The sequence below is a fragment of the Bacillus sp. J33 genome (assembly GCF_000518885.1).
Classification (GTDB): Bacteria; Bacillota; Bacilli; order Bacillales; family Cytobacillaceae; genus Cytobacillus.
This window is the reverse complement of sequence record NZ_JAEL01000004.1, coordinates 14660-41376: the sequence shown is the minus strand read 5'-3', so window position 1 is coordinate 41376 and position 26717 is coordinate 14660. Positions and strand designations below refer to the sequence as shown.

Below are 26717 nucleotides of genomic sequence, written 5' to 3'. Positions count from 1 at the left end.
AGAGTAAGTTCGGACACCTTAAACCAATTTCCAGTTTTCTTCAAGTGAAATCCAAGGAAATTTATCAGCTTCTATATTATAATAATAGCTGGTTTATGATTAGAGCTACGAAACTTTTAGATTGGAAAGCGGTGTTTGCAGCATGAATAAGCGGTTTGGGACTGTAACGATATTTTCTTCCGTCCAGTGGCTTTTCTTTATATTTGCGAATACAGTAATGATCCCGATTTCAGTGGGGACTGTATTCCAGCTGCCAGGTGAAACCATTGCGATGATGCTGAGGGCTTCGCTTGTGTTTACAGGGCTTGCATCCATTTTTCAGGGATGGAAAGGCCATCGCTATCCCTTGATGGAGGGCCATTCAGGCTTGCTTTGGGGAGTCATCTTAAATTTGGGCTTGTCGGCATCCTCGCTGGGAATGAGTTATACGGAAATTGGAGGCGGAATCGCGACAGGGGTGCTTTTGGCCTCAGCTGTCACACTCATTCTCGCAGCTTTTAACGGAATATCACTATTAAAATCCATTTTCAATCCGATGGTAATGTCCGTTTATCTGTTTCTATTAACCTTCCAGCTGATTTTTATCTTCTTTAAAGGCATGATGAAAGTCAGCGAGCAGGGTACAATTGATGTTCCGGTCACTTTATATTCCTTTGCACTCGTTATTTTTGTTAGTTTACTAAAATTAAAAGGGAACACCACCATAAGCAATTTTTCAATTCTTATAGGATTACTGGCAGGGTGGATCGGCTATGATTTGCTGTTCACAAGTGAAGCGCAGCAGGGGGCCCCAGCCGGAGATATGAACTTTACGCTGTTTCCGCTGGGACAGCCTAACCTCGAGATGGGTATTATCGCTGTTGCCTTCTTTGCAGGTATGATGAACCTGAGCAACACAGTCGCATCGATCAGTGCAGGTGACCAGCTATATAAAAAGGAATCAGGGAAGCGGGAATATCGCGGCTCCATTTTTATAACAGCTGTCTTTACCGTGATCGGGAGCGGATTTGGCCTGGTGCCGTATACGCCATTCACTTCATCCATTGGGTTTTTGCAAAGCACCCGGATCTTAATGAAGACACCATTTTTCCTTGGGGGTGCGCTGCTGGCTGTGATTGGCCTAATCCCGCCATTAGGCTCATGGCTGGCAGGCATGCCGGTAACAGTAGGGAACGCAGTGCTGTTTGTGGCGTATCTCCAGCTGTTCGGAACAGCTTTCAACAGTTTAAGCGGAAAGGTTTTTAACTCAGATACGATCTTCCGTTTGGCCGCACCAGTGCTTATCGGCATAAGCCTTATGAATACGCCGCCTGCATTGTTTTCGGATTTGCCTGTCCTAATTCAGCCCTTTTTATCAAACGGGCTGATCATGGGTGTGCTCATCTCAATTCTGCTGGAAAAATTAGTGAACTGGTCTTCATTTGAGCAATTCGAATTAAAGAATAACTAGAAAAATCCCCTGGATAAGGGGATTTTTTAATAGATGGATGTTGCATCCGCCGGCAGATTCCTGACATGCTTTAAAAATGCTGTCACCCGTTTATCGTCTTCAAAAGGGTACTCGAATTGCAGTTTCTCTGCGACTTCGACAGCATTTTTTCTGAAAAGGCCACACATAGTGAAGAGAGCATTCCAAATGCTGTTAAAATCTGCATTAGAATAAGTGGCCTCGAATTGTTCCCATTCCTCTCCAGCAAGAAAATCCGGCATATACTTGCCAAACTTGCCCGCACTTTTTGAAAAATTTGTCTCGATGCCAATCTTCCACTCCATCATTCTAATCAGCACATTCCGGTTGATCTGCTCATGCATAAACATTGCGTACGGAAGCTCCTTGCGCCAAAGCCCTTTGCTGATGTTCATGCTGATCCACCAGAATTCATTGCACAGGTCTGCAAACTCTTGGGCAGTAGGCTTTTTGATCCAATAATCCCGGTCAGTTGAAGGCGGCATGGAACCTATGAGTCCATCTTTATCAAGAAGCAGCACACTCAAGCTGTCGTGTGCCAGCAGCTTCTCCATTTTTTTAACCGGAATCAAGGTCAAATCAATCCGATTCCCATCCCTAAACTGCATCAGATAAGGGAAACGGCCGGCCCCATCAGCAGGAGGCAGCACCTTCTCCTCCGGAAGCTGCATCATAATCCGATCGCCAAACACATCCACCCAGCTATGGTCGCGGGTAAAAGACCCGATATCCCTCACAACATACACAATATCGTAGTCTTGAAAAATATCTTTCTTCACCTTTGGATTGGCGCGCGAGCCATTCATGATGACAGCACGAATTCGTTCCTCGTTTTGGGCTGTTGATAAAATTAGTTCCATCATTTCGGTTTCAGATCTCATATGGCCTCCATGTATTTTTTTTCTTCTCCTACTAATATACTTCGTCCATTAGGCATTCCCTGCCGATTACAAAATATATGCTATTGGAGAGGGGGGCGCCACAAATTTTTATGAAGCAGCAAAGTGTACGGGGCAGTTTTAAAAAGGTTATCATGAGGGATTCATGGAGCCCGGAAATAGCATCAGAGAGCGAAAAAAGGTCGCCATGAAGAGTTCATGAAGCCGCAAATGAAATCAGGAAGCGAAAAAAGGTAGCCATGGAACGTTCATGAAGCCGGAAATGGCATCCGAGAGCGAAAAAAGGTCGCCATGAAGGGTTCATGAAGCCGCAAATGAAAATCCGAGAGCAAAAAAGGTCGCCATGAAGGGTTCATGAAGCCGCAAATGAACTTCGAGAGCAAAAAAAGGTAGCCATGAAGGGAACATAAAGCCACAAATCGTATCCGAGAGCGAAAAAAGGTAGCCATGAAGAGCCCATGAAGCCGNNCAAATCGTATCCGAGAGCGAAAAAAGGTAGCCATGAAGAGCCCATGAAGCCGGAAATGAAATCCGAGAGCAAAAAAAGGTCGCCATGAAAGGCCCATGAAGCCGGAAATGAAATCCAAGAGCAGAAAAAGGTAGCCATGAAGAGTTCATGAAGCCACAAATGGAATCAGAGAGCGAAAAAAGATCTTCTTAAACCCTTCATGGCTCCCCAAATAAATCCGATAAGCGAAAAAAGTCTTCATAGCCCAATAACAAAACAGGGACCAGGCGGCTGCTCCGCATTCTGATCCCTTCATCCAAAACCCGCTATTATGAATAAACCAATTTCACCTGCTCCTTCAAAATCTTCCCGCTCGCATTCCGTGGCAGCTCATCGACAAAGGAGTAGATACGGGGACATTTAAACTCAGCCAGATGTTCAGCGGCAAACGCACGAAGCTCATTTTCTTCAACATTCTTCTTAAGCACAACGACCGCTTTGACGGTTTCGCCCCATTCTTCATGAGGAACACCAACAACACAGGATTCTAAAACGGCATCATGCCTGGCGAGGACTTCTTCGATTTCCCGCGGATAGATGTTGATGCCCCCTGAAATGATGATATCCTTTTTTCGATCAACGATGTAAAAATATCCATCTTCATCGCGATAGGCAATGTCTCCAGTATACAGCCACCCATCCTTGATGGCAGCGTTCGTTTCATCCGGGTTATTGTCATATTCCAGCATTAAGCTGTCGCCTGTTAAAAGAATCTCGCCATACTCGTTTGGAGCGGTATCGGTCCCGTTAGGGCGAACGACCCGAATTTCCATATTGACGGTAGGATGCTTGCCGATACTTCCGGCTTTCTTCAGGTGTTCTTCCGGATATAACAAAATGCCGTTTGGCCCTGCTTCGGTCAAACCGTAAACCTGGTAGAAGTTTTCATTCTGGAATGCTTTTTTAACATGATGATATGAAGCGAGTGCAAAAGGGCCGCCTCCGTAAGCAAATACGCACATGCTTGATAAGTCATAAGATGCAAGCTCGGGGTCTTTGGCAGCAAGCAGATAAGCAACTGGTGCTGCGAATGAGAAAGTCGTTTTTTCCTGCTGGATCCAATTCAAAAACCCCTTTGGTGTAAAGTCCCCAATCACATGGGAAGCTCCGCAGTATAAGCCGCTCATGAAAAAAGTATTTAACGGAGCAGAGTGGGAGAGCGGCATCAGAGTGAGCATGGAATCTTTATGGGAAAGGCTGAAATTAACGGAAACAGCCGCAGCAATCGCGAGAATGCGTTCATGGTTAAAGACGACTCCTTTTGGCGTTCCGGTCGTGCCGGAAGTGAAGAGAATTTCGCAAACATCACCCGAATCAATAGGCATATTTAAATTCTCGCCTGAAAAATGGGCGGATGTCCCTACACTATCCTGAATGGAAAAATAGTGCTTCAAACGGCCGCTTTCTTTTAAAGCCGTAACGGTTTCAGATAACTCATTCTCATACAGCATCCCAGCTGCATTTGAATTAGTAAAAATCGCTCCTAATTCCTTCGGTGTCAAACGGATATTCATCGGCATCGGAATGGCGCCAATTTTCATACAGGCGAAAAAAGCATAAAAGAAGTGCTCATTATTCCGCGACATCACGGCAATCCGGTCGCCGCGCTGGACTCCCTCATCCTGCAGATATTTTGCCAGCCTGTTGCACGTTTTGTTCATGTCCCCATATGTAAGCCTGTTTGCAGCTGTAATAAATGCGTCCTTTTCAGGAAACTTTCTTGCGTTTCTTTCCAAAACTCCGTGAATCGTTGCTCCCACTTGGCTCAGCCCCTTTTAAATTTGATTTTTGGCTGTCTTTACCTGGCTGTTTTCATACTTTTCTTTGTACGTCAAAATGTCTTCCCGCAGCATTTGCAGCTGCATGATTTGTTCCTCGATTTCCTTCAGCTTGCTGTCTGCAAATGCAAGGATTCTGCTTTTTTCGGCTTCTCCTTCAGGGTTTAATTCATAGAGCTCGATCATTTCTTTGATCTCCTGGAGGCTAAACCCGAGCTTTTTTCCGCGCAAAATCATTTTCAAGCGTCTCCGCTCTTTATTCGTATAGCTGCGCTGTTTAGTCAGGCTATCCCGGTTTTCGGAAGTCAGCATGCCAATTTCCTCGTAATAACGGATTGTCCTTGAACTGATATCAAACATTGCTGCAAGCTCACTGATGGTAAAAAGTTTTTCCTCTGCCATCTCTGCATCCTCCTAGTTGACGTTAACGTTAGCTTAGTTTTATAATAATTCTGAAAATAACATTTTGTCAATTAAAAAAGGAGTGATTTTTCCATGAACTTAACTTCCCAGGACCAGCAAACAAGAGGAAAGAATTCATACACATTTGATGAGTTTTTGGAACTGCGCAGCAATCTGGATTGGTATAGAGATGATTCTTTTTTGCAAAAGGCCCTAAAAAAATTTGCAGGCGCCAATTATGAGCAGTTACATAATGAACTGCTGCGTTTTTCTCCAGCAGTCTCGTCCAAATGGAACACGCTTGCCGAGAGAGCGGCAAGGCCCGAAGTCCGTCCGTATATGCTGCACTATGATGCATTCAACCATCGGATTGACCGTGTTGTCCGGCCAATGGAAACTCATCAGCTGGAAAAAGAAGTTTTTGGTGAAGGCCTATTTTCAAGCAAAATGCCATCCTGGGAAAGTTTTGTGAAACGGATGCTGATTCATCAGCTGGGGGAAGCTGGTGTCGCCTGTCCGCTGACATGTACGATTGGATTAATTGCACTCCTTGAACAATATCCAAATAAAGATCATCCTGAACTTCAGGAAATTTTACATCATACAAAAGAAGGAATAGACGGGGACTTCGCAATCGGTGCCCAGTTCATGACTGAAATCCAGGGCGGTTCTGATTTGCCTGCCAATGTGCTGGAAGCTGTTCCAGACGGGAAAAACTATCGCCTCTATGGAAATAAATTTTTCTGCTCAGTTGCCCACGCCGACTATTCAGTGGTAACGGCGAAAATTTTCGGCACTGATAAAGTATCGACATTCATTGTTCCGTCCTGGCTGCCTGGTGATAAGGAAAAGGAAAAACGCAATGGCTATGAAATCAACCGGATCAAGTGGAAAATGGGGACGGCCGAGCTGCCGACCGGGGAATTCCAGTATGATGGAGCGTTAGCCTATCCGGTTGGGCCGGCTGGAAAAGGCGTGGCGGTTGCCGTTGGCATTGTTCTAACATTATCCCGCCTTGAAATCGGCATTGCCTGTGCTGGCTTTATGCTCCGTGCAGCCCGGGAAGCAAACCTTTATGGCGATTTCCGGACAGTCTTTGGGAAAAAGGTAAAAGACTATCCCCTATCCGCCAGAACCTTGAAGCGGCTTGAAAACGCCGCCCATCGGACAACGGCAGGCGCTTTTAAAATCTATGATCTGTTCCTGCGCCTCGACCAGCCGCTGAATGCCGGAATTCCAGTTGAACAGCCGCTCCAATTAAGGAAGCAGCTGTTCAATCTAAGGGAGCTTGTCCTGCTCCAAAAAATCTGTACAACATATGAAGGAGCAGAAGTTCTGCGGGAGGCCATCTCCGTTTTTGCCGGCCATGGTGTCATGGAGGAATTCTCCTCACTGCCGCGCATTTTCCGTGATGTGGTCGTAAATGAGCAGTGGGAAGGTCCGCGCAATCTTTTGCTGACACAAATTTACCGGGATATTCAGCGAGTTGCTGACTGGTATCCGCCAGCTGATTTTGTGGCGAATGTGCTGGAAGGTGCTCCACAGGAAACGATTGAAAGATTTGCCGATCAGCTGACAGACCTGCTGCAGCGCCCGGTATGCGGGGAAGTCAGCGAAGCTTCCATGGAAGCAGCTGAAGAGTGGGATCAATTCTGTGATTCATTTTTTAAAGCGTATCAGACGGTTGCGATTGAAGAATTGGAATAAAAAAGTGCCTGGCACCTTCATCTAAAGGCTGCCAGGCATTTTTTCTCACTTGATCGCGGAAATTTAGATATTTCCGCGAAATTTTCAATATGTCGCCGAAAAAAAGCGAAACCGTTCAATGCCTAACCCTATAAATAATCAATGCAAGGAAATTGGCCAGAAAGAAGATTGGGTTTCCCTGCATGTTTTCGTGAAGTGCCAATTCTCCAGCTCCCATGCTGTCATACATTTCTCCCTGTGTATTGCCCCTGCTCTTGTTTTCGGCTTCCTCCTTCTTTAGGGCAGCCAAAAATCGATATTGCAAAGGCACGAAGAAAAGTGAAAGCAATACATATAACCCGAGTATCATCCAAAAAATGGTTAATAGCATTTTTCCCTCCCAATCTGAGTTTGTCTATTAATTCCATTTTACACCAAATTATTCATGTTGAGTGATCTGAATAAATTAAGAACGAATGTTCTGTATATATGCATATCCCTGCCATCCCTGTAATAAGATGAAATATCATCCAAGAAAAGAGGGGATCCATGTGGCAAACATGATTACGAAGGATATGCTGGCCCGATTTGAAGAACTGAACCGCAAGAAGAAGGATTTGGAAACTGAGCTGGATAAACTCAAAGACTTGTTCCACCAGTATTTCGATACCGCAGTAGGAAAGAATGAAAAAGGGGAAGTAAAGATCAATAACTATAGATTACAGAGACAGATTAGAAGAGCAGAGAGGTTTGACCCGGTACCGACTGTCAGTAAATTGGAGGAACTGAATCTTATTGACCTGATTCAAAAGCGGCCGGATGAAGGGAAAATTAAATCTGCACTGGATCTTGGATTGCTTAAGGAGCAGGATTTGGAAGGATGCAGAATTTCAAAGACGACCGCAGCTCTCCTGATTAAAAAGATGGATTAAAAAAATTTAATAAGTTTTTTATCAAAAGTGTTTGACCTTCACGCTGCGTAAAGGTGTATCGTAATAAACAGAAAGTACTTTCTGCTTTTCGAAAGGAGGAAATGATCGCATGGAATACACAGTGCAGAAGCTGGCTCAGCTGGCTGGGGTCAGTTCAAGGACTCTAAGGTATTACGATGAAATTGGGATTCTTAAGCCGGCAAGGATCAATTCATCGGGATACCGGATATATGGCCAGCCGGAAGTTGACAGGCTGCAGCAGATTCTATTTTATCGAGAGCTTGGGGTCAGCCTGGATCAGATTAAGGAATTCATAACGGCACCAGCTTTTGATGCCGCCGATGCACTGAGAGAGCATCGCGAGAAACTTCTTGAGAAAAGAAAGCAGCTGGATTTGCTTATTGCGAATGTAGAAAAAACCATTATGTCAGCAGAAGGGAGAAGGACGATGTCAGACAAAGAAAAGTTTGAAGGATTTAAGAAGAAAATGATTGAAGAGAATGAGAAAAAATACGGGAAAGAAATCCGTGAAAAATATGGCGACGAGACTGTTGATCAATCTAACGCCAAGCTTATGAATATGACCAAGGATCAGCATGAGGAAGTAACGAAATTAGCCGAAGAAGTGAACAGCACATTGGCTGATGCCATTAAAACAGGCGACCCCTCAGGCGATCTGGCACAAAAAGCAGCTGATCTCCATAAACAATGGATTACGTTTTATTGGAGTGAATACAGCAAGGAAGCCCATGCAGGCCTTGCGGAAATGTATGTGGCAGATGAAAGATTTAAAGCGTATTATGATAAAATTCATCCAGGTGCTGCCGAGTTTTTAAGGGATGCCATCTTAATTTATACAGGGCAAAAATAGGGAATGGATAGCGGTTGGCTTCGGCCAGCCGTTTTTTGTGTTTTATATTTTACTAAAACCATCGGCTTACTGTATGTAACTTCTTGCATGGGGAATGATGATAACAAACGATCAACTCGCGCGGCAGGTGACGATATGAGCAAATTTCCCTCTTACGATGAAGTGCAAAAAGCAAGAGAAGTTTTAAAGAATGTTTCTTTTGAACATTGGGTGAAGGAAGATTTATTCAGTTTCAATTGGTGGCTGTTAGTTGCTTCCGCCATTCTTCCTTATTTTATTTGGTGGAGGCTGGTGGACAAGGAGCGCTTTTTTGAAATCCTTGTTTTCGGCTTAACCTGCGGAATTGTTTCGTGTTTCCTGGATGTATTGGGAGTGGGTCTTATGCTGTGGGGTTACCCGGATAAATTGTTTTATTTTATCCCGTCGTTGATCCCGGCAGATTTTGTTGTTATACCTGTTTCAGGGATGCTGATTTATCAATATTTCCGCACCTGGAAAAGCTTTTCTGCAGCAGCGATTATCCTGGCGGCGATTTTTGCCTTTATCATTGAACCGTTATTCAGCTTTTTAAATATATTCGTAATGATTCATTGGAAGCATACGTATTCGTTTATCGGCTTTATTCTCTTGTTTTTGGGCGTGCGTTTGCTGATCAGAGGCTTAAATCGGATGATAGGCAGAACAAAGGCATATCAGTAAAAGAAGTGATTAAAACGGCTGCAGAGGTATCGGAGAAAACTTTTAGCGTGAAGATTGCCACCCGCAGGCCGGGAGATCCGGCGGAATGGATTGCCTCATCAGAAAAAGCCCAGGCAGTGCTGGGCTGGCATCCCAAAAAATCATCCATCCGCCAGATGGTTCAGGATGCATGGAGATGGCACAGCTCTCACCCTGACGGATACAAAAGTAAGAAGTTATTGATGAATTTGCTTTAAATATAGTAATAGCTTTTCTTTTAGCTCTGGCCTCTGCAGGGCGAAATCGATCGAGGCTTTTAAAAAACCGAATTTATCCCCAGTATCATAACGATTGCCTTTAATTAAATAGGAATAGATTCTCTCACGGCCGAGCAATGCATGAAGCGCATCTGTCAGCTGCCATTCTCCTTTGCTGTCAGGCTTGCTGTTTTCAAGCATTTCAAAAATAGCCGGGGTTAGGATATAACGGCCAATAATGGCATGGGCAGATGGGGCTTTTTCAATAGGCGGTTTTTCCACAAGGCTATCAACCTTATATAATTCCTCCCGCTGCTCTGAGTATCCGACGATCCCATACTTATTTACTTCAGAAATTGGCACCTCATCGCACCCGAGAATACTCGTACCCATTTTGTTATACTGCTCGATCATTTGAAGCAAAGCAGGCTTTTCGGCATCAATGATGTCATCCCCAAGAAGGACGGCAAAAGGCTGGCTGCCAATGAATTTTTTGGCGCATAAAATGGCATGCCCCAGTCCGAGCGGCTCCTTTTGCCTGACATAATGGATATCGGCCAAATTCGAAATTTCACGTATTTCCTCAAGCATCTTGACCTTTCCATTTTTCTGAAGCAATAACTCCATTTCAACCGATTTATCAAAATGGTCTTCAATGGCTCTTTTGTTCCTGCCGGTTATGATGATGATATCCTCGATCCCTGAAGCGATGGCTTCTTCCACAATATATTGAATGGCTGGCTTGTCGACAATTGGGAGCATTTCCTTAGGCTGGGCCTTTGTAGCCGGCAGGAAGCGCGTTCCAAGTCCTGCAGCAGGTATGACCGCTTTTTTAATCATAATATCCCCCCAAGCTGTTTCTTGAGCACTTTTCTTTGAATTCATCCACAGGCCTATATGCGGTTTCTCTTTATTTTTATGTTGCCGGAAGGTTGTATTATCCCCTTTATCATCTTGGAATGGCTGTTTAGGAATATTTTGCAAATGTTCGTAAACCCTAATCTGTAAATAATCTTGAACCTAGAGGTGTAAAGATTGCTTTTGAAAAAAATAACAGCCGAGAAAAAACTCCTTGTCTTAGCCTTTATTGCTTTGGCTTTGTTCGTGTCCCCGCTATACCTATTAGGTGAAAATGCACATATTCGCGTACATGATAATTTGGATTCCAATCTTGCATGGTATAAAGTTCTTGCCGAGAGCGGCCAGCTGACAGGGCCGATTGATGCGGCTATTCCGCAAATTATAAACGGTAATCTGTCCCGAAATGCATTTGGCTCTGAATTTACCTTAATTGTTTGGCTATATGCACTCTTTCCAACGATGATGGCCTATGCTCTAAGCCAGACGATTACAAGGGTGTTTGCTTTTATCGGCATGTATTTGCTTTTGAAAAAGCATTTTCTTAAAGAGGAGAAATGGGCGCCTATAACGATCGGGACAGCTCTGGCATTTGCCTTCACTCCTTTCTGGCCTTCCGGTATGCTGAGCACGCTAGGAATGCCGCTTGCACTTTGGGCTTTTTTAAATATAAGGCAAGGGGAAAGGTCCTGGAAAAACATTCTTGTCCTAACACTATTGCCCCTGTATGCGAGCATTGTCCTGGGATTTTTCTTTTTCCTGAGCGCGATGGGGATCTTCTGGCTGACAGATGTGATCAGGAAGCGAAAATGGAATTGGCCTTTTCTGCTTTCGATCGCCTATATGACCGGGATATTTCTTATCGTGGAATACCGGCTTGTTTATTCCTTTCTGTTTGATGATGAACCCAACAGCCGTGATGAATATTTCCATGCCAGGTTAACCTTTTGGCATTGTGTCCGCTTAACCTTTAAAAACTTTGCTATAGGACACCACCATGCTGCTACGATCCACACCCTGGTTATCCTGCCGCTTATGTTTGTGGCCCTTTTTATGATCATCAGGCAAAAGAGCTGGAAAAATGAAAAAGTGTTTTTGTTCCTGTTTGTCTTAAACTTTGCCTTGTCGGCATGGTATGCCTTCTGGTTTTACAAAGGCTGGCTGCCGCTGACAGAGCGTTTTCATGTACTTGATACGTTCAACTTTGCCAGGTATCACTTTTTAAGGCCGCTGATTATTTATGTTCTCTTTGCCTTGTCTTTGAAGATCATTTGGTCCAGCGATTTGTTTTGGAGGCGGCTGGTTCCCGTTTTTTTGCTGGCTCAAGTGTTTGTGGCTTCCTTTTTTAACGAGGAAATTCTTTTCCAAGATAAGCCTACTGTCAGGCAATTTTACGCAGAAGAGCAGTTCTCGGATATTAAGGAATACATTGGGGTCCCGCAGGAGGAATACCGTGTTGCAAGCATAGGCCTTCACCCTGCCATTGCCCAGTATAATGGCTTCTATACTTTAGATACGTATAATAATTTTTATCCCTTAACATACAAATATCAATTTCGGAAAATCATTGAAAAAGAACTGGAAAAGAACAAAAGAATCCGCGAATATTTTGATGAATGGGGCGGAAGATGCTATGTATTTACGGACGAGCTGGGAAAGCATTATATGTTTAAAAAGCGGACTAAGAAAAGATTGGAAAATCTTGAACTGAATACAGATGCATTCAAAGCCATGGGCGGCTCCTATATTTTTTCATCCGTTCCGATCGATAATGCGGGGGATAATAGGCTTCGGCTTGAGAAGGTTTTTGAATCAAAAAGCTCTGTCTGGAAAATCTACCTTTATAAAGCCATATAATGCAGGAGGAAATAGAATGAACAACCCAGTACTTACCATCGTGGTTCCTTGCTTTAACGAAGAGGAGGTACTGCCGGAAACCGTTCATCAGCTGAGCTATTTGCTGGATGAGCTTGTGCAAGACGATTTAATTTCAGATAAAAGCAAGATTCTGTTTGTGGATGATGGAAGCAAGGACCAGACCTGGCAGATCATATACAGACAAAGCTTAAATAACGATAAGGTAAGGGGAATAAAACTTGCCAAAAATGTGGGTCACCAGAATGCCCTGCTTGCCGGTCTGACAGCTGCAGAAAAGGTTTCAGACTGTGCGGTTTCCATCGATGCCGATTTGCAGGACGATATAGGAGTAATCCGGGAGTTTATCCTGAAATTCCGGGAAGGATATGAAATAGTCTATGGGGTTAGGAGAAACCGGGATGCGGATACCATTTTCAAAAGAAGCACTGCCCAGGGCTTTTATAAGTTAATGAAGAAGATGGGAGTCGATCTTGTTTATAACCATGCAGATTTCCGGCTGATGGGCAAGCGTGCATTGGAAGAGCTGCAGCGATATGAGGAGGCAAATCTGTTCCTGCGCGGGATTGTGCCTCTGCTTGGGTTTAAAACAGCCAATGTGTACTATGACCGTAAAGAAAGGCTTGCAGGGGAATCCAAGTATCCGCTAAAGAAGATGCTTGCCTTTAGCTTTGAAGGAATTACCTCTTTTTCTGTTACACCGATTCGGATGGTCATGGCATTAGGGATCAGCTCATTTTTTGTTAGTCTTTTATTTGGCATCTACTTCCTTGGGCTGCGGTTTTTTGGTGAAACAGAGACAGGCTGGACCTCTTTAATCACCTCCATCTGGATGCTTGGGGGGCTTCAGCTGACGGCGATTGGCCTGGTGGGAGAATACATTGGGAAAATTTATAAGGAAACAAAACGGAGACCTAAATTTTCAGTTGAAATTGATGGTTTTAGTTTGCCTGTATCCCGGCAGCTGATTTCTGACGGAGGCAATGAAAATGAGTTCACGAACATTAATTTCAGGAAATTATCTGAAACGAACTAATACCATTATTCGTTTTATGCTTGTTGGGGCAGTCAATACGCTGGCAGGCCTATCCATTATGTTTGCTCTTTTAAATTTGCTTGGAATGTCTTACTGGGCAGCAACTTTTATCGGCAATAGCACGGGAGCTGCCATCAGCTATTTTCTTAATAGGACTTTTACTTTCCAAAGCAAAGCAAGCATTCCAAAAAGTGCTGTCCGTTTTCTGGCTGTCGTTATATTTTGCTACTTTCTTTCTTATACAATAGGCCGTTTGGCTGCCGGCAATATTCAGGACCTTATTTTTGCCGGGTATGATCTTTCCCGGGAGGAGCTTGCCGTTTTAATGGGGGCAGCTTTTTACACATTAACCAATTATATTGGCCAGAAATATTTTGTTTTTAAATAACTGCAGCAGGATATGCAGCGCGATCGAAAAGGATTTTGTCAAAGGCTCCTTTCGCATAGATTGTTGTTTTAGTTTATCAATTTTGTCCGTTGATTTCAGCACGGGACACTTGCTTTCCGCGAAGGAGCGATGCGAGCCTCCCCGGCTTTTCCTGCGGGGTCTTCCGCTTACCTCTTTTCTGAGCAGGAGTTAAGTGCCCTCCGCTGCAATCAGCTCAGTTGGGTAAACTGCGTTCGCCTTCAAATAGCAACAAACCTTACGAAAAGAGCCTTATCAAAAAAAGCAGGGGGCCCCTGCTTTTTTTGATGGCTTGTTTGCTTTTACTCTAGCAGCAGTGGCATGAGCACTTCTTATGAAAGGAATGGTGAAAGTCAAGGGAGCATTTTTTGCAAGAGCAGTGGTGGAAATCAGGGAAGCATCTTTTGCAAGAGCAGTGATGGAAATCAGGGAAGCATCTTTTACATGAACAGTGATGGAAATCAGGGAAGCATTTTTTGCAAGAGCAGTGATGTTTGTCCTTCTTTATACAGCAGATTATCTTTTTTTCAATACAATTGTGGCACATAAGATTCACTCCTTTCCTATTAATTGCTATCAATATATGATTGGAAAATCAGAAGGGAAGAGTCCTTGTCCCTAGTGCTTGAAACATCCGCGCATGCCTAAAAAAATAATGCCCCCTCAGCATAGAGGGGGGACTGAAAAGGATTATTTCACTGTATCAGGAATTGCTTTTACATCGTCATGTTCTTTTTTTCGCTTCTTCTTTAGCCACCCGAAACGAAGGCTGGAGGTAGTGAACAAGCGGTATACTGCCGGAATCAGCAGGAGTGTGATAAAGGTTGCGAATAGCAGTCCGGAAATAATGACAGTTGCCATTGGTGCCTGATAGTTGCCTGATGTTCCGGATGCTAAGGCTAAAGGAAGCATTCCGCCAGCTGTAGTCAGCGTCGTCATAAAGATCGGGCGGATCCGGTTTTTTCCAGCCTCCAATAGGGAGTCTTCCACAGATAAGCCTTCTGCACGGAGCTGTTTCGTCCGGTCGATCAGCAATATGGCGTTGTTTAGCACAATGCCTATCAGCATTACGATACCCATACCTGACATAACACTAAGCTCCATTTGCGTTATGAACAAGCCAAGAATAACGCCCACAATTGTCATTGGGATGACAGACATGACGATCAGCGGGTGGCCGAGATGGTTAAACTGGACCGCCATCACCAAGTACACTAGGAAAATGGCAATGGCTAACACAAACGCCATATCCATGATCAATTCCTGCTGCTGCTCTAGATCACCGGCAACGGAGACTGTATAGCCAGCAGGTGCTTCAAAATCGCTGATGAGCTTTTGGACATCACGGTTAATGGCACCAAGGTCCTTTCCCTCTATATCCGCAGAAATCGAGATAAATCGCTCTCCATCACTGTGCGAAATTTCATTTGGTGCATTAACACGATTCAATTTAATAAAAGAAGATAAAGGTTTTTCTCCATCAGCTGTTGGGACTCTTAAATCCAATAAAGCGGTTTGGGAATCTGTCTTTTCAGCCCATTTCAAAGCTAGCGGCATATTTTCATCATTTATAGTCACTTCACCGATAGGCATTTGCAGGAAGGCCTGTTCGATAAACTGTTTGATTTGCGGCTGTGTCAGTCCTGCTTTTTCAATCTTTTTTTCCTTTAGAACAATAACCTGCTCCTCGGAAGTGCGTTCCATCGAATTTGCAATACCAGCAATCCCATCGATGCCTTCAAGTTTTTTGGAGAAATCGCCGGCAAGCGCCTGCAAATCTGCAAATTCCTCACCCTTAATATTCACCTGGATTTGAGAACCCCCGCCGCTTGACATGGCGCTCTGGACATTTTCAACGGGAAGCGTATCCGACAAGCCGCGGAGTTCCCTCATAATGTCTTCGTTTATTTCTTTTTGCTCCCTTGTGATATCTTCGCCCTTTGTCATGTTGATAATGGTGTAAAACATGCCGCCATTATCCATGACATAATTGGACTCTACATCTTCAATGGATTGCAGTTTTTTATGGATCCCCTGTGCAATGGCTTCTTTATCTTTAGCAGAAACTCCAGATTCCAGGTCAACCATCAGCTCGGTATACCGATTGAAAACATCCGGCATAATGGTCATTGGGATTTTTGTCACAAGTGTTAAAGAGCCGGCAAACAGCAGGAAAAAGACGGCAATGACAGCAAAGCTGTATCGTTTTTTCTTTACGGTCCATGCAACGGTACGGCTATACAGGCGCATGAAAGGTCCTTCTTTGCTCTCTTTCTCCGGTTTGCGGAGCTTTAGCAATTTTTCAGAAAGAGACGGAATCAGTGTGAACGAAATGACTACAGAGCTGATCAAAGTAATCGCGACAACTGCTGTCAGCATAATCATAAATATTCCGACATCGCCGCCAATCAGCCCGATCGGAAGAAAGACCACAATCGTCGTCAGCATGGATGCAATAACAGCTGATGCCACTTCCTTTGTTCCTTCCAATACTGATTCCAGCTTGCCAAAGCCCTGCTCTTTCTTTCGGTAAATGGATTCCAATATAACAATAGAGGAATCGACCATCATACCAATTCCAAGACCTAAACCAATCAGGGTCAGGATGTTAAAGCTGTAATCAAACACCCACATCGCTGTAAATGTCAGAAGAATCGAGGTTGGTATCGACAAGCCGATGATAAAGGTAGCCCTTAGATTTCTTAGGAAAACGATCAGGATCGCAATTGCGATAATGCCGCCAATCAGGATATTGCCGGTCACCCCATCAATCGATTCCTGGACGTAATCAGCCTGGGCGACCATTTCATTTAATTCAAAGCCTTTTACTAAACCATCTTCACGAATGTTTTTAATTTCATCGCGTACGGCTGCTGCCATCTCAATTTGTGTGGCATCTGCAGCACGTCCTGCCTGGACAAAAATAAAATCTTTTGTGCCGTTTTTCCAAACAAAGGATGAGCTTTCAAGCGGCTGAAGTGAAACATCTGCCACTTCTTTTAAATCAATGTATCCTCCTTGTGAAGGAATTTTAATATTTTTTACATCCTCCACGTTTTCCAATTTCGTGTTCCAGCGGAGGGAAGGAGAGTTGGAATCACTGCTCAGTTCCCCAAGTGTTGCCTCGCTGTTTACCTGCTGGATTGCACCCATTACGGCTGTGGCATCCAGCCCTTTTTCCGCTATTTTGCTGCGGTCCATTTCGATTGTCACTTCATGTTCCTGAACGCCTGCAAGCGATACGTCACGGACTTCATCTAATGCTTCCAAACGCGGTTCGAGGACATTTTTTGCAAAATCAGTCATTTCCTCCATGCTTCCGCCAGATACATCCATGTAAAATTCATAGCTTTGAGCAGTTCCATACTGACCTGAAGTGACATCAGTGATGGCTGTATTTTCCCCCTTAGCCGCATTTGCAATAGATTCTACCTCTTTAAAAAGGTCATCGCCCTTGCCCTGTTCAAATGTAATTTGAAAGGAGCTTCGCCCAATGGTTGTTGTTGAGTCGATTTTTTCTACTCCATCAATCCCCCTGATTTGCTGCTCCAAGGGGGTGGTGATCGATCGCTCCACTTCTATTGCCGCCATTTCACCGGCACTGACCTCTACATAAGCGCCGTCCATCGTAACCGGCGGCATCAGCTCTTTATCCAATTCAAAAATAGAAAAGCTGCCGATGGCCAAAATCAATACGGTCATTAGTCCCACCAGGATTTTTCTCTGTACAACCAATTTTAATAACTTCATAACCAGTCTCCTTACTCCCTAATAGTGAAAATTTGTATCCAAGATCTAACTATGCACAGTTTAATAGGCATAAATGACTATTATTTGGTAAAAAATCCAATAATTTAGGCGACCTATTCCGGCAAAATCAGACCTTGTCTGCAGGAAAAACTTAACAATTCTTACAAATACCATCTTAGCTTCGATCCGCTGGTACCATAACGAGCCAGAGACATATCTTTGTCTCGGACCTAAGGCTGAGAAGGAAAGGATAAATGATTTAAAGAGAGGGCTTAAGGACCAAAAAAGGGAAGGAGGGGAAGTTTTGGTAGTTAATCAGCAGAATTAACAACCAAAAGTGGAGAGAAGGAGGTCAAATGGTAGTTAATCAGCAGGAATAACGGCCAAAAGTAGGGAGAGTGAGGAAAATGGTAGTTAATCAGCAGGAATAACGCCCAAAAGTAGGGAGAAGGAGGTCAAATGGTAGTTAATCAGCAGGAATAACGCCCAAAAGTAGGGAGAAGGAGGGAAAATGATAGTTAATCAGAGGGTTAACGACCAATAGTGGAGAGAGGTAGAGAGAATGGAAGTTAAACAGAAGGAATAACGGCCAAAAGTGGAGAGTAGGGGAGAAAATGGTAGTTATTAAGAACGGTTAGTGACCAAAATGGGGAGTGGGAAAGAATATGGTAGTTAATCAGCAGGTATAACGACCAAATATGAAGAGCGGGAGGGAAGATAGTAATTATTAAGAAGGATTAGCAGCCATTAAAGAGTACTTCCGTATACGAAATAGTTTGACAATTGGTTCGTTTAAAATCATGATAGTAATAAAAAATAAAGGAAGGTCGGGGGCAGGAATATGGGATTGCCGGAGGAGAAGCACAGAGAGCATCATTCAAAGGAAAAATTACTTAAGCATTCCATGGTCAAGGATCTGACAGGTGAAAATCTTTCATCGGGCATTATTGCGAGTACGCTGGTCATGACAGGGCCGGCCCTTATCATTTTACAGGCAGCGGCGGCCGGAGGATTTACTGACCAGCAGACAATCAACTGGATGTTTGCTGTTTATTTTTTCGGGGGCGTATATAGCATTCTTATGCCCCTTCTCTATAGGATTCCGATTACCGGGGGGCATTCGATTACAGGGGCTGCTTTTTTGGCGACGGTCACAGCCCAGCATACTTATCCGGAATTGATTGGCGGGTATGTGATGTCGGGGGTGCTGATCTTTCTGGTAGGCATATCGGGCCTATTTACAAAAATTATTGGCTGGGTGCCTAAAGAAGTGATTGCATCCATGCTGGGCGGGCTCGTAGCCGGCTATGTGGTGCAGCTCGTTCCGGCGATACAGGAAATGCCTCTTGCCGGATGGGCCGCTTTAATCAGTTTTTTGCTTTTTACAAGGTATGTAAAAAAGTTCCCGCCGGTATTAGCGGCAGTCGCTGCAGCCTTTGCGGTTTTATTTTTTACAGCCGAACTCACCCCAGCCAAAGAGATTTCTTATTTCCTTCCTTCTTTACAGATACCTGAATTCACCTGGATGGGACTGGTCACGATTGCATTGCCGCTGGCCATGCTGATTTTAAGCAATGACGCTGCACCGGGGATAGGGGCGCTTGAAAGTGCGGATTTCAAGCCGCCTATTCGAAAAATTGTATCATCGAGCGGTGTTTTCTCAATAGTCACAAGCTTCTTTGGAGGTCAGTGTGCCAATATCGCAGGAATGATGAGCGCCATTTGTGCCGGGCCAGATTCAGGGCCAAGGGAGAAACGATATATGGGTGCGGTGGTTTCTGGTGCCATCACGATTATTTTTGGAATTTTCGCATGGAAAATCGTCCCTTTTATCCAATCGCTTCCGGAAGCCTTTGTTTCGCTGCTGGCTGGCTTTGCACTGATCGGTGTTCTGCACTCAAGCCTGCAAATGGGCTTTTCTGGGAACCGCTTTCGATTAAGCGCACTCGCCGCCTTCATTGTCACTTTATCAGGCATCAGCTTTCTCCATATTAGCGCGCCAGTTTGGGGACTGGTTGCCGGTGCAGTATTGTCCCGGACGATTGAACGGTAGGGAGTGCCAGTTATTATAACGAAAACCCCGGGACTGCCAGGTTTTTTGATAATTATTGAAAAAGAGGTGTGAATTAATGAAGGAATTGCAAAACTTTATGAGAGATTACCAGAAAGAGATGGGCTGGGAGATCAGTGAGAAGAATTATGCTGAGAGCCGGGATTCTCTATTGAATAATTACTTGCTGCTGACGACCGAAGTGGCAGAGGTGGCGGAAGAGCTTCGGAAAGCTTTCAATCTTGTCCATGAGTACACTAAAGAAGGAATGGATGAAGAAAAAGCCTTTGAATTGGCAAAGGATCAACTGAAAGAGGATATAGGAAAGGAGCTCTCAGACTGCCTCGCTTATTTAATTAAATTCTATAATTTCTTCTCTATTGATATGGAGGAAAGTTTTTATGGGAAGATGGAGGAAGTAAGGAACCGGAAGAATAAGGATGGAAGTCTAGTAAAAAAGTAAGAGAAAGGGGACAATCTTATGATTCGGCACATAAAACCATCCGACGCCGAGGCCCTGGCCAACCTGATCAACCAGGTGGAAAGCGAGTCAGAATATATGCTTTTCGAACCTGGCGAAAGAAGGACGACACCGGAGGCGCAACAGAAACGAATCGAAGCAATCAAAAAAGAAGATCATTCAACCATCATCGTAGCGGAGAAGGATAGCCGATTGATTGGCTTTCTAATGGCTATGGGCGGCTCTGCAAGAAGAAACAGCCATTCTGCCTATCTGGTTGTGGGCATAGCCAGGGGACACAGGGGGCAAGGAGTGGGCACCAAGCTTTTTGAGGAACTGAACAGATGGGCCTTTAACCAGAACATCCGCCGCCTTGAACTAACAACCGTTGTTAAAAACGAAGCTGGTTTGGCTCTATACAAAAAAGCCGGATTTCAAATCGAAGGCATTAAAAAACGATCCCTCTTGATCAACGGCGAGTTTGTGGATGAGTATTATATGGGGAAGCTGCTTTAAATGAAAGACCATTTTCTTATTTGGGAAAATGGTCTTTTTTATACCAAATTTTGCAAATATCTATTTTTCTTAAAATCTTATACAAGGGAAAGAAATAAATGTAAATAAGCATGAAATAATAATGAATTTATCCTCCGACTTTGCATAATAAAACAAAAAATTAGAATTTTCATTGAATTATAAATCCATAATGTTGTATGCTTGTAATACAAGTTCAAAAAACCGCTTACATTCATCGGAAGAGGAGGAAGGTCTATGCTGCAAAAAAAGTGGAAGATTATTATATCCATTTTTACATTAGTGTTTATTGCGATTATTGGAGTGCGTACTGCTGCAGAAAACAAAGACAAAAAATTTGTTTCTGTCGCTACTGCATCAACAGGAGGTACATATTATCCAATCGGAGTAGGAATGGCCAATGTATGGAGCAGTCATTTAAAAGATAAAAAAATCCAAGCGAGCGGTCAGTCATCTGCCGGTTCTATTGAAAACATTGAGCTCCTTCGTGAAGGGGAAGCTCAGCTGGCAATTCTGCAAGGGCTGATTTCATCCCAGGCATATGCCGGAAACGGTTCCTTCGAAGGGAAGCGCTACGAGGATCTCCGTACGATTTCCATGCTCTGGCCAAACGTGGAGCATTTTGTCCTTATGAATGACAAAGTGAAAACAGGCACGATTGATGATATTAAGGGAACAGGTTTCTCGGTCGGCCCGCAGGCAAGCGGAACAGAACAATCAACTGTTGTCATGATGGAGGGGCTTGGACTAACGAAAAAGGATATTTCTCCAGAATACCTAGGCTATAGTGATACCGTTTCAGCGATGAGAGATGGAAGACTGGACGGAGGTTCGCTTCCTGCCGGTATTCCGATTTCAGCTGTAACGGATATGTATGCAAGTAATATAAAAGCATCCATTTTAGAGGTGACTGATGAACAATTAGATAGCATCAATGCTATTTCGGACAGCTGGTACCGCTATGTCATTCCAGCAGGCACATATCCGCGCGTAGATAAGGATATCAACACCATTGCCCAGCCGAATTTATTATCGACTACAAAAGAAATGGATGAAGAAACCATCTACATTCTGACAAAAACACTTTATGAAAACCTGGATGAAATGTATGAAGTGCACAGCTCCGCCAAAGAAATGACTTTGGAGACTGCCTTGGATGGAGTATCCGTTCCATTGCATGCAGGGGCCTATAAGTATTTTAAAGAAGCCGGTTTGGATATACCGGAAAACCTAATACCGCCGGAAGCGAAATAAAGGAGGGTATACTATGACAAAGCCATCTAGTGAACATGTAATCAAACCAGCTGATTTGGATAAGGAAGCGGGCGGCGGCATGCGCTTGCTGAACGGCCCATATAAAAAAGCAGCTGCCGTTATCGCTGTGATGTTTTCTGTTTTTGCCATCTATTCAAACGGATTATCCAATATTCAAGAGATTTATAGAAACCTGATTTTCCTGGGTTTCCTGCTGGTTATGACTTTTATCCTTTATCCTGCCGGGCAATCTTCTGATCAGAATCGAATTACCATCCCAGATTATATATTTGCTGCCCTTTCCATTGCCGGTCTTGGCTATTTGCTATTAAATTATACAGCCATTCATGTGGACAGAGGCTCCCAGCCAATTATGATTGACTACATATTTGGAGCGATTACGATTATTGTGTTATTGGAGGCTTCGCGAAGAGCAGTGGGAATCTTTATTCCAATCCTTTGCGGGGGAGCGATCGTGTATGCTTTGTTCGGAACGTACTTCCCATGGATTTTCGGCCATGCCGGTTTTTCATTGGAACGCCTTTTATATCGTCTATATATGACAACAGAAGGTGTCTTGGGGCTGACCCTTTCGACCGCTTCTACTTTCATTGTTATGTTCGTCCTATTTGGAGCTTTCCTGTCAGTCAGCGGTGCAACACAGCTATTCAATGATTTGGCGCTGGCGATTGCAGGAAGAAAACGGGGAGGTCCTGCACAGGTAGCTGTTATTTCAAGTGCATTAACAGGTTCTTTAAGCGGAAGTGCAGTTGCCAACGTAGCTACAACGGGTGCCTTCACCATTCCTTTGATGAAGTCTATTGGCTTAAAGCCTAAATTTGCAGGGGCTGTTGAAGCAGCTGCTTCAACTGGCGGTATGATTATGCCTCCGATTATGGGGGCTGCCGCATTCATCATGGCCGGTTTTCTTGGAATCTCGTATACAACTGTCATTTTGGCAGCGATCATTCCAAGTTTTCTCTATTATATCGCGCTGATTTTTGCCATTGATATTGAAGCGAAAAAACAAGGCTTAAAAGGAATCAGCAGGGAAAACATTCCAAATGTTGTTCAGATCCTAAAGGAGCGCGGCGTTCTGCTTATTCCGATTATCGTTGTCATCACAACATTATTAATGGGGAAAACAGCCCTATTTGCCGGTTTTGCCGGAATCGGGTCTGTTATTTTAGCGAGCTGGCTGGCAAAAGACAAATCTTCAAGAATTACCATCTCAAAAACAATCGAAGCATTTATTGAGGGCGGAAAAGGAACCATACAAGTAGGGATAGCCTGTGCTGCCATCGGAATCATTATTTGTGTCGTAACCATGACTGGTATTGGCTCTACACTGGCTTATAATATTGTTGAATTAACAGGCGGAAATCTGTGGCTTATTTTAATCGTTGTTATGATCACTTGCATTGTGTTAAGTATGGGGCTTCCATCAACAGCGCTTTATATTGTGGTTGCTGTTACAGCTGCACCAGCCCTGATTGAGGCAGGCGTTAATCCGGTCGCAGCACATTTCTTTGTGTTCTGGTTCGGGGCATTATCCAATATCACCCCTCCGGTAGCTTTAGCCTCCTATACCGCTGCTGGATTGGCCGGTGCCAATGCAATGAAAACGTCATGGGAAGCTCTTAGAATCTCACTGCCGGGTTTTATTATTCCATTCATGATTGCGTATAATCCAAATATGCTTCTGCAGCCTGCAGAGGGGGAAAGCTTATCTTTTGCATCTGTAGCGCTGGTTTTAGTCACAAGTACCCTTGGAATTTATGCTCTGGCATCTGCACTTGGAAACTACTTAAATGCAAAACTGACCATTGCCGAAAGAGTATTGATGATTGCAGGAGCTCTAATGCTGATTAAACCAGGCATGATGACGGATATCGCAGGGCTTGTGCTTTGTGTGTTTGCAATTTTCTTCCATATCATAAGAGTAAAGAAAAGCAGTTCAGTCGAAATCACTATATAAGGAGCTGCAAGCCAATGAAAATTGAACGTAAAAAAATATCGGCTCAAGTGCTGGACCAGCTTAAAGAAATGATAAAGGAAGGCAAGTTCCCGCAAAATCAGCCAATGCCATCCGAGAATGAACTCGCCAAACTGTTTGGCGTCAGCCGTGCGCCTGTTCGGGAAGCATTGAGTGTTTTATCTGCCAGCGGAATTATTGAATCAAGGCAAGGCGGCCGCAGCTTTGTCAAAGAGGTTAATATGGCAGAAATGCTTGAATCTTTAGCGATTGAATTAATTCCAGTGGATCAGGTTTTTGAGCTTCTGGAAATGCGGATCGCAATGGAGACACAGGCCGCAGCTATTGCTGCCTTACGTCGTGATGAGGCTGATTTGAAAAAAATGAAACAGGCGCTGGATCAATTCGAGATTACGCTGACGAATCCGGAAGCAGTAGGAGATCAGGCAGACGTTAATTTTCACAAACACCTGATAGGTGCCACTAAAAACAGATTCATGATACAAGTGATGGAAAACATTGATGATCTATATCGAAAAGCCATCTCTTTTTCACTTCAGAAAAACGTGGGGCTGCCGGAAAAGCGGGAACAAGTTTTTCAGGAACATATGAGTATTTTCTCAGCCATCAGGGAACGGGATGAAATTGCGGCTGCAGACGCTATGAATATTCATCTTAAAAATGTGAGAAAAAAATTGAAAGTAAACGAAGCGAACGGAAATAAGGTGCCGCTGTAATCACGGAACAAGTTGTTGGCCAGCTTAAAATAAAACCACTATTTTAAAAAAAGAGCCTTAAAGAAATAGAAAGGGTGGAGGATCATGTATGATTACATTATTATTGGCGGGGGGATTGTCGGCCTATCAACAGGGATGGAGCTGCTGAACCGGTTTCCGGCAGCTAAGGTAGCGATCCTCGAAAAGGAAAGCTATGTTGCAGCTCATCAAACAGGCCATAACAGCGGGGTCATCCACTCGGGGATTTACTATAAGCCTGGAAGCTATAAAGCAAGGCTTGCGAAAAAAGGCAGTGAATCCATGACAAAGTTTTGCCGGGAACATGGGCTTGAAGTGGATATTTGCGGAAAAGTGATTGTAGCCAGCGAGGATTTTGAGCTTCCGCTTTTGGAAAATTTATATCAGCGAGGACTTGAAAACGGTCTGGGGATCCGGATGATTGATAAAAGCGAACTGCATGAAATTGAACCGCATGTGAATGGCAAAAAAGCCATTCATGTTCCAATGGCGGGCATTGTGAATTATAAGCAGGTTTCCGAAAAAATGGCTGAGATTATTATGGAAAAAGGCGGGGACATTCTGCTGAATCATAAAGTATTATCTATAGATGAAACGGCAAAGGAAGTGATTGTAGGAACAAGCAAGGGCGAAATAAGAGGATCCTGCTATATTAACTGCGGCGGACTGCATTCAGACCGGATTGCCAAGTTTGCCAAATTAAAAACGGATGTGAAAATTGTCCCTTTCAGGGGCGAGTATTACATGCTGAAGCCAGAGAAAAGCAGCCTGGTCAAAAACTTGATCTACCCTGTGCCAAATCCCAACTTTCCATTCCTTGGCGTTCATTTTACACGAATGATTAATGGATCAATCGATGTTGGTCCAAATGCGGTCCTAAGCTTTAAACGTGAGGGCTACAAAAAGACAGATATCAATTTGGCAGACCTGATGGAGGTTATTTCATATAAAGGCTTTTGGAAGCTTGCAAGCAAGTATATAAAAGAGGGAGTGGATGAGATGGTCCGCTCTGCTTCCAAAGAACTATTTATGAAAAATGTTCAAAAACTAATGCCTGATATCCAAAAAGACGATATTGTACCCGGTCCTGCAGGCGTAAGAGCTCAAGCATTAAAGGACGATGGCTCCCTGGTAGATGACTTTTTCATTGTGCCAAGCAAACGCTCCATACATGTCTTAAATGCACCATCCCCAGCAGCAACGGCGTCTATTGAAATCGGGAAAGAAATTGTGAAGAAAATGGAAGGGACATTTAGACTGGATTCTGCAGTTTAATTATTTTCACCGTTATTTATGGATACCAGGAGTTTATACATCGCAATAACCGTTAAGCAAAAAAGCCGCCCAAAATTGGAGCGGCTATAGTCTATTTCAAAGCAGATTAGCATTTCCCATCATGGCATTCAACCCCGATAACCCGGAAGCCATTTTCGTCCATTTCCTTTTTAATTTTATCCAGGGTTTGCTTGGATGTATCCTTTGGCAGTGTGAAAAGAACCCTGCGGATTAGGCTGACATGGGAGCTGGAGGAATCCAGTGAGATGACGCCTTGAATATCGCTATACTTGCTGATGATACTGGTCATCTTTTTCAGTGTTCCTTGCGTTCCGTAGCTTCCTAATGTAAGGGTATAGCTGCCCCGGTTCAATCCCCACGCCTCTTCCAGCAGCTCCAGTACGGCAGCATGCGTCAGCAGGCCGACAAACTGATCATTTTGATTGACGACAGGCAAATAAGGGTATCTTTTTAGTGTAAAGAAGGCCTTCATAAAAGAGTCATTTTCTTCTATCACAGTCTCCTGGTCGGTGGCCAGCACCGTAATGGGGTCATTCAATGAATGATCCTCTTTATATTCTAAAATATCAACTTTGTAAATATTTCCGACAAACTTTGTATGTGTCCGATCCAGAATTGGAACACATCGATAACCTGTTTCATTTAAAAACTGCAGTGCCTTTTCCAAATTAAAGGTTTCATCACAGAAACGGACGTCTCTTTTCTCCACCATCTGATGGCGAATCAGCATACCAGCATCCTCCTTTACCCCTAACCCAATAAAAAATCTTTAAATTTGAACTTCAATGACTGTCTGGCTCCGGCGCCTACCCACTCAAGGCCGCAAGCCAAGCCTTTCAGTACGTAAAGGGATATGCTCGGCTTGTGCATGTCGAGGGCGGGCAAGGCGCCTCCGCTTTTCTCTTTAGGGTTATAATCCTCTATTTTATGCCGGACTGTTCAAAGGAATGATAAGAATTTCAGCAAATTCGGATTCATAGAAACCTTCT

23 protein-coding genes are annotated in these 26717 nt (G+C 43.9%); 16 read left to right on the top strand and 7 right to left on the bottom strand.

What is annotated here, in order from left to right; translation table 11 throughout:
- The first annotated feature begins 142 nt into the window (after positions 1-142).
- On the top strand, positions 143-1450 hold the full coding sequence (locus L634_RS0101105; RefSeq protein WP_026580846.1) for a uracil/xanthine transporter: 1308 nt from the start codon (positions 143-145) through the stop codon (positions 1448-1450).
- 26 nt (positions 1451-1476) lie between these two features.
- Here the strand turns inward: L634_RS0101105 and L634_RS0101100 are convergent, their stop codons facing one another.
- The 3 genes from L634_RS0101100 to L634_RS0101080 all read right to left on the bottom strand — a co-directional run bounded on the left by L634_RS0101100 (position 1477) and on the right by L634_RS0101080 (position 5055).
- Positions 1477-2349: an aminoglycoside 6-adenylyltransferase gene (locus L634_RS0101100; RefSeq protein ID WP_026580845.1), complete on the bottom strand. Its 873-nt coding sequence runs from the start codon at positions 2347-2349 to the stop codon at positions 1477-1479.
- 795 nt (positions 2350-3144) lie between these two features.
- Positions 3145-4635 (bottom strand): class I adenylate-forming enzyme family protein, encoded by a 1491-nt coding sequence (locus tag L634_RS0101085; protein WP_026580843.1) that lies wholly within the window; start codon positions 4633-4635, stop codon positions 3145-3147.
- A gap of 15 nt (positions 4636-4650) precedes the next feature.
- On the bottom strand, positions 4651-5055 hold the full coding sequence (locus L634_RS0101080) for a MerR family DNA-binding protein (RefSeq protein WP_026580842.1): 405 nt from the start codon (positions 5053-5055) through the stop codon (positions 4651-4653).
- A gap of 93 nt (positions 5056-5148) precedes the next feature.
- Here L634_RS0101080 and L634_RS0101075 point away from each other — a divergent pair, with 93 nt between their 5' ends.
- Positions 5149-6762, top strand: coding sequence for an acyl-CoA dehydrogenase family protein (locus tag L634_RS0101075; protein ID WP_026580841.1), 1614 nt, complete (start codon positions 5149-5151; stop codon positions 6760-6762).
- 115 nt (positions 6763-6877) lie between these two features.
- Here L634_RS0101075 and L634_RS0101070 read toward each other — a convergent pair whose 3' ends face one another.
- The gene (locus L634_RS0101070) at positions 6878-7132 is read right to left on the bottom strand and encodes a DUF3949 domain-containing protein (protein WP_026580840.1); all 255 of its coding nucleotides are present in this window, start codon (positions 7130-7132) and stop codon (positions 6878-6880) included.
- 169 nt (positions 7133-7301) lie between these two features.
- Here L634_RS0101070 and L634_RS0101065 point away from each other — a divergent pair, with 169 nt between their 5' ends.
- From L634_RS0101065 to L634_RS0101050, 4 genes are all read left to right on the top strand, one after another.
- Positions 7302-7673, top strand: coding sequence for a hypothetical protein (locus tag L634_RS0101065; protein WP_026580839.1), 372 nt, complete (start codon positions 7302-7304; stop codon positions 7671-7673).
- 109 nt (positions 7674-7782) lie between these two features.
- Positions 7783-8544, top strand: coding sequence for a MerR family transcriptional regulator (locus tag L634_RS0101060; protein ID WP_026580838.1), 762 nt, complete (start codon positions 7783-7785; stop codon positions 8542-8544).
- A 135-nt stretch (positions 8545-8679) separates the two neighbouring features.
- A complete protein-coding gene (locus L634_RS0101055; RefSeq protein WP_026580837.1) occupies positions 8680-9243 on the top strand; it encodes a CBO0543 family protein in 564 nt (187 codons plus the stop codon).
- 47 nt (positions 9244-9290) lie between these two features.
- On the top strand, positions 9291-9479 hold the full coding sequence (locus L634_RS0101050) for a hypothetical protein (RefSeq protein WP_026580836.1): 189 nt from the start codon (positions 9291-9293) through the stop codon (positions 9477-9479).
- On the opposite strand, the gene galU is transcribed toward L634_RS0101050, so the two are convergent.
- Positions 9459-10319 carry a UTP--glucose-1-phosphate uridylyltransferase GalU gene (gene galU, locus L634_RS0101045; protein ID WP_026580835.1) on the bottom strand — a complete coding sequence of 287 codons (861 nt, stop codon included), beginning with the start codon at positions 10317-10319 and terminating at the stop codon, positions 9459-9461. The genes L634_RS0101050 and galU overlap by 21 nt on opposite strands.
- A gap of 201 nt (positions 10320-10520) precedes the next feature.
- Here galU and L634_RS0101040 point away from each other — a divergent pair, with 201 nt between their 5' ends.
- The 3 genes from L634_RS0101040 to L634_RS0101030 are packed head-to-tail and all read left to right on the top strand — an operon-like array spanning position 10521 to position 13636.
- Positions 10521-12194 (top strand): DUF6044 family protein, encoded by a 1674-nt coding sequence (locus L634_RS0101040; RefSeq protein ID WP_026580834.1) that lies wholly within the window; start codon positions 10521-10523, stop codon positions 12192-12194.
- Positions 12195-12210: 16 nt separating this feature from the next.
- Entirely contained in the window at positions 12211-13248 is a 1038-nt protein-coding gene (locus tag L634_RS0101035; RefSeq protein WP_026580833.1) for a glycosyltransferase family 2 protein, read from the top strand.
- Complete coding sequence (locus tag L634_RS0101030) at positions 13202-13636, top strand: GtrA family protein (protein WP_026580832.1); 435 nt, start codon at positions 13202-13204, stop codon at positions 13634-13636. The genes L634_RS0101035 and L634_RS0101030 overlap by 47 nt, the downstream gene beginning before the upstream one ends.
- A gap of 708 nt (positions 13637-14344) precedes the next feature.
- Here L634_RS0101030 and L634_RS0101015 read toward each other — a convergent pair.
- On the bottom strand, positions 14345-17404 hold the full coding sequence (locus L634_RS0101015) for an efflux RND transporter permease subunit (RefSeq protein WP_026580831.1): 3060 nt from the start codon (positions 17402-17404) through the stop codon (positions 14345-14347).
- A gap of 841 nt (positions 17405-18245) precedes the next feature.
- Here L634_RS0101015 and L634_RS0101010 point away from each other — a divergent pair.
- The 7 genes from L634_RS0101010 (at position 18246) to lhgO (ending at position 25707) form a co-directional block, all read left to right on the top strand.
- On the top strand, positions 18246-19457 hold the full coding sequence (locus L634_RS0101010) for a benzoate/H(+) symporter BenE family transporter (protein ID WP_026580830.1): 1212 nt from the start codon (positions 18246-18248) through the stop codon (positions 19455-19457).
- Positions 19458-19533: 76 nt separating this feature from the next.
- Positions 19534-19917: a MazG nucleotide pyrophosphohydrolase domain-containing protein gene (locus L634_RS0101005; protein ID WP_026580829.1), complete on the top strand. Its 384-nt coding sequence runs from the start codon at positions 19534-19536 to the stop codon at positions 19915-19917.
- A gap of 18 nt (positions 19918-19935) precedes the next feature.
- On the top strand, positions 19936-20430 hold the full coding sequence (locus tag L634_RS0101000) for a GNAT family N-acetyltransferase (RefSeq protein WP_026580828.1): 495 nt from the start codon (positions 19936-19938) through the stop codon (positions 20428-20430).
- Positions 20431-20685: 255 nt separating this feature from the next.
- On the top strand, positions 20686-21702 hold the full coding sequence (locus L634_RS0100990; protein WP_026580827.1) for a TAXI family TRAP transporter solute-binding subunit: 1017 nt from the start codon (positions 20686-20688) through the stop codon (positions 21700-21702).
- Positions 21703-21715: 13 nt separating this feature from the next.
- A complete protein-coding gene (locus L634_RS0100985; RefSeq protein WP_026580826.1) occupies positions 21716-23680 on the top strand; it encodes a TRAP transporter permease in 1965 nt (654 codons plus the stop codon).
- 14 nt (positions 23681-23694) lie between these two features.
- Positions 23695-24414, top strand: a complete 720-nt coding sequence (locus L634_RS0100980; RefSeq protein WP_026580825.1) for a FadR/GntR family transcriptional regulator — start codon at positions 23695-23697, stop codon at positions 24412-24414.
- 84 nt (positions 24415-24498) lie between these two features.
- On the top strand, positions 24499-25707 hold the full coding sequence (lhgO, locus tag L634_RS0100975; protein WP_026580824.1) for an L-2-hydroxyglutarate oxidase: 1209 nt from the start codon (positions 24499-24501) through the stop codon (positions 25705-25707).
- Between the two features lie 106 nt (positions 25708-25813).
- Here the strand turns inward: lhgO and cbpA are convergent, their stop codons facing one another.
- On the bottom strand, positions 25814-26458 hold the full coding sequence (gene cbpA, locus L634_RS0100970) for a cyclic di-AMP binding protein CbpA (RefSeq protein ID WP_026580823.1): 645 nt from the start codon (positions 26456-26458) through the stop codon (positions 25814-25816).
- Positions 26459-26717: the final 259 nt, after the last annotated feature.